We start from the raw sequence: 7,923 nt of genomic DNA on the forward strand, positions 1-7,923 counted from the left end.
CTGCATCTCAGGGACAACGATAATGCGGAACTGAGCAACAGTACCGATTTCGCCATTCATGAGAGTCGCGGCTGCGCCATACTGGTGAGCATGGACAAAGGCCGGGTTCGAGAAGCTATCGGTCATTTCTTCCAGCGTTTGCTGGAGTTCGTTACCAATATACATCGCGCGGCCACCACGGACGGTACGTGTATCAATCATCCGAGAACCAGTGATGATATCCGTCTCACGAGGAGTACGGTTGTCATCTAGGGTCAAAGACAAGTTGAACAGGTCCTGGTAGCTGACTTCAGCTGGATCGGCAGATTCGCCGTCCACAGTTGCGTCTGATACAGCGTCACCGGCATAAACAACAACGCCAGCGCCGTTGAGCAGGTCAAGCTGCAGAGCCGCTTCCGAAATCTGCACAGCACCGTTAATCAATTCGCGGTTCATGTGCATCATCAGTTCGCTGTCAGAATCGAAATCCATTGCGTCCTGAGAATATTCGGTGAAGAAGCCAAGCTTCGAGATGGAACCTTCACGAACGATACGTGTAAAACCAACACGGTTCACACGGCCGCCGGTCTCAGAGAGAACAGGCAGTTTCGAAGTGATGGTACCAACGTCTTTCGAGGAACCATAAAGGTTACCAGAACCTTGAAGCACAGTCAGTGTGTTCGGAGCAGATGCGTTTGCAACAGCGGTTTGAACCGCAGCAGCTTCAACGTCTGTACCGGCAACCAGTTCATCTTTAGTCAGAGTGATGACCCAAGGGCCTGCACCTGACTTAGACGCAACAGCGGCTTCGATGGCGTTGACCGCGGCGAGGAACGTGTCAGCGTTTCCTTCCACTGCAAAAGAATAAGTCACGTAATCGAAAGTCACGAAATACTCAGTTGAGAGGATAGCGGCGCCAGCAGCGTCGATACCTTGGTCGTTCACGTTGCGATCGTCGAGCAGCGGAATGTAGTGATACACTTTGATCCGCTTACCGAAGTGCTTCGGCATTGCTGTGACGTCTGCGAGAGGCATAAAATACATCTCGCGGCGAGCATCGATGAGAGCTTTCTTTTGCCAGTAAAACTCATGCATCTGGCCTCCACCGATCGTTGAATCAGTGGACGGCGGGTTGTTATACAGGTGAGCAGCGTCAGCCATTGTAAAACTTCCTCTTTATGCGCAACTCTAGCCGAGCAGTTTTTCTTCCAGTTTGGCGAAGTCCTCATCTGACATGTCCATAACGGACGCATCGACTTTGGGCTGGACAGCTGGTGCTTGTTTCACCGGTGCTACTCCTGAAGGGTCACCACCTGCGGCGGCTTTCTTCTTTGCAGCTGCTGTTTCGATAACCTTCGATTCTGCTGGCGTGGTTGCTGTTTCCGTTGAGGGTGAGCTCGTAGACTCGGACCCAGTGCTAAAAGCGCCACTTTTCTCCAAATCGGATCCTACTTGGTAGTAGGCGTCCAGCCAGGATACGTTGTTGGCCAGTGTTCCCAGAGTTTGTCGTCGGTTCACCTCAGAAGTAATCTGGTCATAGACCCCAGAGTCCTTTTGGCGAACGAGGATAGGAAGGATCTCAGGATCCTCGACAAGCCTGTTCCTACTGTCATCGTCCCAATCCTTTTGGATTGTTCTCAAGATCGCATCACCGTTCGGGGTCCCTTGGACTGTACCGATGTTCTCGGTTAATGCGACGTCCTTGTCACTCACCAGGTGGTTCGTGGGACGATATTCTTTGTCTGCGCTACGAGCTGCATCCGTATTTTCTATGTCGTACGGTTCCAACTTCGCATCGCGAACAAGTTTCTTAATAGCATCAACTTTCCCGTTTGCGCAATCAATAAGAAAGTTTAGCTGATTATTATCGATTTTGTTGTGATCCAAAGTTTGCTGAATAGCGAGTGCTGGACGGACTTTTTGCTGGTATTTAACAAAACCGGCGCCCATCTGCATCAGCCGTACAGCTTCCTCAGGGGTCTCAACTTGAATGTCTTTGCCATTGGCTTTAAAACCAGAGAAGACAGCGTCGTATATTTCAGCCTTTTTATCGGCCGTTATTGGCTCATCAGAACCAGCAGGAGCAGGTGCTTTGTCCTTATCCTTGTCTGGCTCGCCGCCTTCTGCTTTGGCTTCAGGCTTAGGTTCATCCCCGGGAGTTTCCGAAGGCTGCGTTACTTCCTTCTTTGGATCCTCAACCGGGGCAGCCCCCTTCTCCCTACCTTCCGGAGGTTCAGTTCCTTCAGGGGTTTCGGACGGAGTAGGGGGCTGTTCCATCTTTTCGAAGTCTTCATCAGACATCGATAAGAGATCTTCAGGCGCAGGGGCTTGATTATCTTCTGTGGGTTGGACTTCTTGTTCACCGCCGTCGCCGCCTTCCTTGCCGGCTTCGCCGGCAGGTGGCGTCTCGGCTGGCGGGGTTTCGCCAGCTGGGTCGGTTACAACTTCATCTTCGGGGTCTTTGACGGCTGGATCGGCCATTAGCTATCCTCCGCCTGCATGTCTTCATGGATCTCATCCATGGTTTCTTTCAGTTCTTCGATCTGCTGTTCAGCAATGTTGCCCATCACCATGATCGTAGAGAGATAGCGCTTAAACGCGCCGGGGCCGTAGAGGTCGGCTTCCAGGAATGCTTTCTTGTCCGCGGGGAGATTGGGGTCATCCCGGAGTAGAAGCATCCGAGACGCTTCGTCTTTGAAATACTCTTCTTCAACAATACGCTGGAAATCGGCATTATTACTGAGACGTTTCAAAACATCACGCCGATCGACGTGTTGCTGGAGATCTTCAATATTAACTTCGATCTCTTGGATTTCAGATTCGGACATAGTGGGAGTTCCTACTTTCTTGGGTTAGTTGGCTAATAGTCGGGATTAATGATTTAATCTGATTACACTGTCAACGGTACAGGTTGAGCTGGTTGACGATTTTTCGCATCATCCATTCTCTTGGAAAGTTCACCAAATCCAAAAGCAGCTTCAATATCAGGCTCAGTTTCGCCTTCTTTTTTTGGCGACGTAAGAGCTTTGGTGATCTGTAGATCCTGGTTCCCGCGGGCTTGACCAGCCTGCCTTTCCATATCCCGAGAGTGTGTAATACCGGCAGCGTCGTTCTCTGTCTCGAGATCGATCGAATCAGCTTCTGCCATAATCTTCTCAGTTTCGGCATTCGTTTTGGCTGTCTTGGCTCGTGTAAGTGCAATCTCATGTTCGAGTTCAGCAACTTCGAGCTCTTTCTTCTTCTGCTCGACTGGGTCGGGCTGAGGTTCATATTCTTTGATCTGCTGCTCAAGCTCAGGCATTTTCTGGAGCTTGGCAATTTTACCGAGAATCAGTTTTTGCATCTCAAGATCCAAATTAGGACCCATAGTCTGAAGCATGAAGCCAAGCTGTTGTGCTTTTCGCTGGTCAATCTCAGGAGTCGAAATGTCGACAATCATGTCGAACTGACCCTGGATCTCATCGCGGCGAATAGGAACGAACTTGGAATTGGTAACTCGTACGATCTCTTTATCAGACAGGAATACCTGATTCATAGAAACGAACTTAATACCGACTTTCTTGAAAGCCTCGGCCAAACGACGAAGGATATCCATCTCACGCTTGGCTGTCGCATCAACCAGACCTTCGATGCCGGCCGCTACTTTACCAAAGTTTTCGCCAGATAGACCGCCCGAAAAGGCTTTAATGCCAGAGAGGGCCTCGGCATCGTTATTCTGTAGATTTAGGAGTTCGAGAGCTGAGCGAGGAATCTCCGGGTACTTGTGCTCCATAAGGCCCTGGCTAGGATGAGCTGAAGGATTGAACTCATAGTCTTCCCCATTTTGGAAACGGCGCCGGTTAGTAATATCCAGCATACCTTTGGCGATGCCCTGCTGGCTATTCGCTGATCGACCCATTAAATCGATCATCCCGCGGGTAAGGGCTCCTGCGATAGCTTGGTTGTCTGAAAGCATCTCAGCGTCAGGCTCACCATAAACTGAACGTTTGCGGGGCGAATAGGATTCAAAAATAAATGGGATCTTTTTGTCCGGATAAGGATTCTCTTCCAGACGGATCATTTGATCGTTGATCCAGGTAGCAACGATAGGAACCAGTTCACCGGTACCGTGGACGTCGTAAAAACCCCAATACTCATAGGCGATAATGCGTTTACGCAACTCATCATCAAAATTGAAGTCCTGAGGGGTTTCCGTGCCGTGCTCTGTATCCGCCACGTGTTCGGCGTTGGCATAGTTCACGGAACCAAGATTCTTATAGCGTTTGTCCTTCATCAACTCCGCTTTGGAGGTTTCAAACGAGTAGATGAGGAAGTTAGCTTTCTCCGGATCATTACCGCAGGAAGGATCAATATATACGTTGCGATAATCAACCACATCCAGAGTAGGTTCGTTATAGATAATCTTCTCTTCCTGGACGGTTTCAGTCCGACCAGTGGGAACTGCCCATGCCGTGATTCCGTTTTCTTCGCTGTAGCTGATGCTGTCTTGGAGCTCTTGGGGGAGTTGCTCATAACGAGAAGGATCCGTATCGCGAATCTCGAGGGCCTGTTGAAGAAAAGCTTCTTCCTGGGAGCCTTCGAAGACCTGGACATAGTCGTAAACTGGACGTTCAACGTTGACCATCTCGGTAAGACGTCTCCAGCCCGGGCGCATGATAAGAGTGCCTTCGTCAACGAAAACACGCACAGCTTCAGCAATGAATCGTGGTAGATCCAGTTTGGTTCTCATCTGCCAGTTGATAAGAATCGCATTCTGAGAGGCTGCCGGCGCATCTTCAAAAGTGCGCGGATGAACATCAAAGATATTCTCTGAACTCAGGAAAGGCTCACTTAAAGCCGAGTAGCGCCACTCAGCCTGACGGCGAACGATCTTAGGACGAATAGTCGATCGGCCGCGGCGCTTAGGGATATGTTGACCACCGTCTCGAGCCAAGTCCCACTTTTCAACTTCTGAAACGTGCTTGTCCCGGAATGGTTTAGCATTTTCGAGATCTTTTTTCAGGAGGCGTACGTGCGGTTCGTTCTGCCACGGAGTCAACTTAATGAGGGTACCCTGCCCATTTTTCTTGCTATCTTGAAGCTCTTTCGCGGAAACGCGCTTAACCTCATCAATGCTCAAAGGATCCTTACCAACTAAACGGGCATCGTCGTCTGCCAAGTTCATCACGTCTTCAGCCATTTGGATCCTCGAAACTCGTATTAGTCGGTACTAGTATCGAATTCTTCGATAATAGCAAATTCCTGATTAGGAAACTCTGAACTTGGGAAGAGCTCCTGAAACAGGGAATCTGTAATGGGTTTGTAGGTCTGATGTCCAGCAGGGACGTATAGTTGGTGCTCGTCGGGAAGTTCAGCTGGTGTTCTATGCGCCATACTGAACTCCCATACAAAAAGGCAGGCCCTCGCAAGAACCTGCCTCTTAACTGATTTATCGACTATTGTCGATTATTAACTCTGCAGACGATCTTTGATCGAATCAAGGATATCGCCACGAGTTTGGATCTTGGTGATCTCATCGCGGAAGTCGTTGCCAGTCAGGCCGCCGCGGGCTTTCATAGCTTCGAGGTCTTCAATGACGCCATTCAACTCGTTGACCAGTTCGGCATAACCTTCGGCGCCGAACTTGGCCCCAGAGAGTGCTTTACCAATCACATCAGTTGCGATGTCGACGTATTTACCGTTGTCACCCAGCATGGGTTTGACGGATTGCAGAAGATTCAGGGCGACTTCTGCTTTCGAGAGTACAGACAAGATGTCCATGATACTGTTCCTTAATAGGGGGTTTAGGCAGAGACGGGCTTAGTTGACGAGCTCGCCGGCGGTTTCGATGAAGTCTTCTACATCATCTCGAATCGGGCCGAATGCTTCGGCCAGATCACCTGCAGAGCTTGCGGCAATAACCAACCACTCTGATGGGGCATCAGGACCCAGGGCCTTAATGCGAGCGTCAACGTCAGCATATTCTGCGCCGATACGGGCGGCAGCTGTGACGGCAGGTCTGAGAACTTGCTCAGACGTAATAAGCTGAACGCAAACAGGTGCTTCAGGTTCATCAGGCTGAACGGTGTCACAGACGCTGATGACTGTGTCTTGCGCGGCGCCAAACGTGAGAACAGTCGCATATGCTTTTTCGGCGTTTGTTTCCAAATCAGCGTATGGATTCGGCAGCGGCTGAAGCCCAAGAGAGGTGCAGCCCGAAATGCCGAGAGCCACGAGCGAAAAGATTAGTGCAGCGTATTTCCGTAGAAAGTCCATTGGAAGATCTCCTTATGCGGCTAACTCGTATTTGGCGAGCCAATCTGCCACGTCAAAACTGGGACAAGCTTTATTCGCCCCGGTGTCGCGGTGTCCCATGACCCGCGCATTAGGGTAACGCTGTTTCAAGGAGACAACTAGTGCCCCCAAGGCAGCCATTTGTGATTCGGTGAAATTAGCTTCAGGGGTTTTACCGTCTTCGGCCACCCCACCAACAAGACAGATCCCAATTGAGTTGGTGTTCCATCCGAAGGCGTGTGCTCCAATATCATCTTCGACAAAGCCATCATCATCAAGATCACGTCCAAGCTCGGTTTTACCAGAGCGCACAATTACATAAGCATAACCGATATCAGACCATCCTCGTCCTTGGGGTTTAGGATCTGTATGCCATTTACGTATGATCTTCGTATTTACATAAAGAGATGGTCGGGTTGCGCTGCTGTGGATGATGATCTCGTCGATTTGTCGATCATTCTGCCAATTAAGATTATCAGTCATAACGGTACCTTCCACTAGATCTTCTTCAGAAACTGTAGGCTCCGGGATTGCCGGTACTTTATTCAAGCGCAAAAGACTTACAATCCACTGCCACATGTTGGTACCCTTATTCCGGTTTAATTGGCTCCATAACTAAATCTGGGGCTTGTGTCGATTTATTCTCGTTATCTCGTTTAAGGCGAGCTTCGGCGAGAACCTGTTGTTCCCATTCTTTCTCGTCAGGATCTTTACTCTTAGCCATGGCTTGGGCTCTTTGAACCAAAGCATTACGCTTATCGATCGTAGAGAATGTCTGGACGCGGTAGGCATCGAACATAGTTCTGAAGTTGCCAACGAGAAGGCCGCGTTTCTGGCCTTCTTCGCCTTTGGTACCATAGGCATCAACGAGAAGCATCAAAGCCTGGTCAAGAGTCAAATTGTCTTTGCCAGGCTCTGGGTGTTGAACCATCGCACGTTCAAAAGTGCGTTGGATATTATGTTCGAGGGTTTGAATTCGGTGAACGTACGCCACCAAAGGATCTAGTTCAGGCATTGGGAGATCTTTCCTGGTTTAGTTTAAGCTTGGGGAGTCGGCTGAGGTGTTGGAGTCGCGGCATCACCTGTTTGCTTTTCCTGTAGAGCTTTGAGCTGTTCAGAGATTTTCTTGAACGTAGCACAAGACTGATACACGCCTCGACCAGCGCCTTCAGCGGCAGTGTGTTGCAAAACACTTCTTTCCGGGTTCAAGATTTCAATCAGCTTCTCGATATGCGGGAGAGCTGCTTCAATCTTTGAGTTTGAGCGTTCTTGGATTGCAGCAAGAATTTCAGCATCGCTTGCAGTAGCCAGATCAGACATTTCAATAATCCTCGGTTTGAAACTTAGAATACGCAATTGGCCCAGATGGACCCATTAAGTCAAGATCAGGAACCAAGATAAGTTGCAAGAGCGGCATCGGCAGCTATCCGGTTTGCCGCGACAGCAATGTTGTCTTTTGCGGTTCGTGCTGCAGCATATTCAGTTTCTCGACGAACACTAATTGCCTGAGCAAATGCTCTGAGCTCTGCAGCAGTCAAAGAAACTACAGTGTTTGTTGCAGTAATCCAATTGATACTCCAACTAGCATTACCGCCTAAAACCTCAAATGCACCAAGCGTTGCGGCTTCAGCAATATTCTTTTGAGCCGTCAGGTCCCCATCCAACGTAATC

11 protein-coding genes are annotated in these 7,923 nt (G+C 49.6%); all 11 read right to left on the reverse strand.

The annotated features are described in order from the left end of the window. The coding region (locus tag Q0241_RS13740; protein ID WP_299378464.1) for a N4-gp56 family major capsid protein at positions 1-1,140 on the reverse strand (1,140 nt) is incomplete at its 3' end. A 27-nt stretch (positions 1,141-1,167) separates the two neighbouring features. Next, on the reverse strand, positions 1,168-2,460 hold the full coding sequence (locus Q0241_RS13745; protein ID WP_299198204.1) for a hypothetical protein: 1,293 nt from the start codon (positions 2,458-2,460) through the stop codon (positions 1,168-1,170). Continuing rightward, a complete protein-coding gene (locus Q0241_RS13750; RefSeq protein WP_299198202.1) occupies positions 2,460-2,807 on the reverse strand; it encodes a hypothetical protein in 348 nt (115 codons plus the stop codon). Before Q0241_RS13750 ends, Q0241_RS13745 begins: the two co-directional genes overlap by 1 nt. Positions 2,808-2,869: 62 nt before the next feature. Next, complete coding sequence (locus Q0241_RS13755) at positions 2,870-5,158, reverse strand: hypothetical protein (protein ID WP_299198200.1); 2,289 nt, start codon at positions 5,156-5,158, stop codon at positions 2,870-2,872. Between the two features lie 20 nt (positions 5,159-5,178). Then, positions 5,179-5,352 carry a hypothetical protein gene (locus tag Q0241_RS13760; RefSeq protein WP_299378467.1) on the reverse strand — a complete coding sequence of 58 codons (174 nt, stop codon included), beginning with the start codon at positions 5,350-5,352 and terminating at the stop codon, positions 5,179-5,181. Between the two features lie 75 nt (positions 5,353-5,427). Further along, entirely contained in the window at positions 5,428-5,739 is a 312-nt protein-coding gene (locus tag Q0241_RS13765; RefSeq protein ID WP_299198198.1) for a hypothetical protein, read from the reverse strand. A gap of 39 nt (positions 5,740-5,778) precedes the next feature. Further along, positions 5,779-6,234 (reverse strand): hypothetical protein, encoded by a 456-nt coding sequence (locus tag Q0241_RS13770; protein WP_299198196.1) that lies wholly within the window; start codon positions 6,232-6,234, stop codon positions 5,779-5,781. A gap of 12 nt (positions 6,235-6,246) precedes the next feature. After that, on the reverse strand, positions 6,247-6,831 hold the full coding sequence (locus Q0241_RS13775; RefSeq protein ID WP_299198193.1) for an N-acetylmuramoyl-L-alanine amidase: 585 nt from the start codon (positions 6,829-6,831) through the stop codon (positions 6,247-6,249). Between the two features lie 10 nt (positions 6,832-6,841). After that, a complete protein-coding gene (locus Q0241_RS13780) occupies positions 6,842-7,267 on the reverse strand; it encodes a hypothetical protein (protein WP_299198191.1) in 426 nt (141 codons plus the stop codon). Positions 7,268-7,290: 23 nt separating this feature from the next. Further along, positions 7,291-7,572, reverse strand: coding sequence for a hypothetical protein (locus tag Q0241_RS13785; RefSeq protein ID WP_299198189.1), 282 nt, complete (start codon positions 7,570-7,572; stop codon positions 7,291-7,293). 65 nt (positions 7,573-7,637) lie between these two features. Beyond that, the coding region (locus tag Q0241_RS13790) for a DUF4376 domain-containing protein (RefSeq protein WP_299378470.1) at positions 7,638-7,923 on the reverse strand (286 nt) is incomplete at its 5' end.

Source organism: uncultured Kiloniella sp., from assembly GCF_937128705.1.
In the GTDB taxonomy this organism is placed as follows: domain Bacteria; phylum Pseudomonadota; class Alphaproteobacteria; order Kiloniellales; family Kiloniellaceae; genus Kiloniella.

What these genes read in the sequence shown, in the direction of transcription:
- Q0241_RS13745 (WP_299198204.1), bottom strand. Translation starts at nt 2,460, where the DNA reads ATGGCCGATCCAGCCGTCAAAGACCCCGAAGATGAAGTTGTAACCGAC.
- Q0241_RS13750 (WP_299198202.1), bottom strand. Translation starts at nt 2,807, where the DNA reads ATGTCCGAATCTGAAATCCAAGAGATCGAAGTTAATATTGAAGATCTC.
- Q0241_RS13755 (WP_299198200.1), bottom strand. Translation starts at nt 5,158, where the DNA reads ATGGCTGAAGACGTGATGAACTTGGCAGACGACGATGCCCGTTTAGTT.
- Q0241_RS13760 (WP_299378467.1), bottom strand. Translation starts at nt 5,352, where the DNA reads ATGGCGCATAGAACACCAGCTGAACTTCCCGACGAGCACCAACTATAC.
- Q0241_RS13765 (WP_299198198.1), bottom strand. Translation starts at nt 5,739, where the DNA reads ATGGACATCTTGTCTGTACTCTCGAAAGCAGAAGTCGCCCTGAATCTT.
- Q0241_RS13770 (WP_299198196.1), bottom strand. Translation starts at nt 6,234, where the DNA reads ATGGACTTTCTACGGAAATACGCTGCACTAATCTTTTCGCTCGTGGCT.
- Q0241_RS13775 (WP_299198193.1), bottom strand. Translation starts at nt 6,831, where the DNA reads ATGTGGCAGTGGATTGTAAGTCTTTTGCGCTTGAATAAAGTACCGGCA.
- Q0241_RS13780 (WP_299198191.1), bottom strand. Translation starts at nt 7,267, where the DNA reads ATGCCTGAACTAGATCCTTTGGTGGCGTACGTTCACCGAATTCAAACC.
- Q0241_RS13785 (WP_299198189.1), bottom strand. Translation starts at nt 7,572, where the DNA reads ATGTCTGATCTGGCTACTGCAAGCGATGCTGAAATTCTTGCTGCAATC.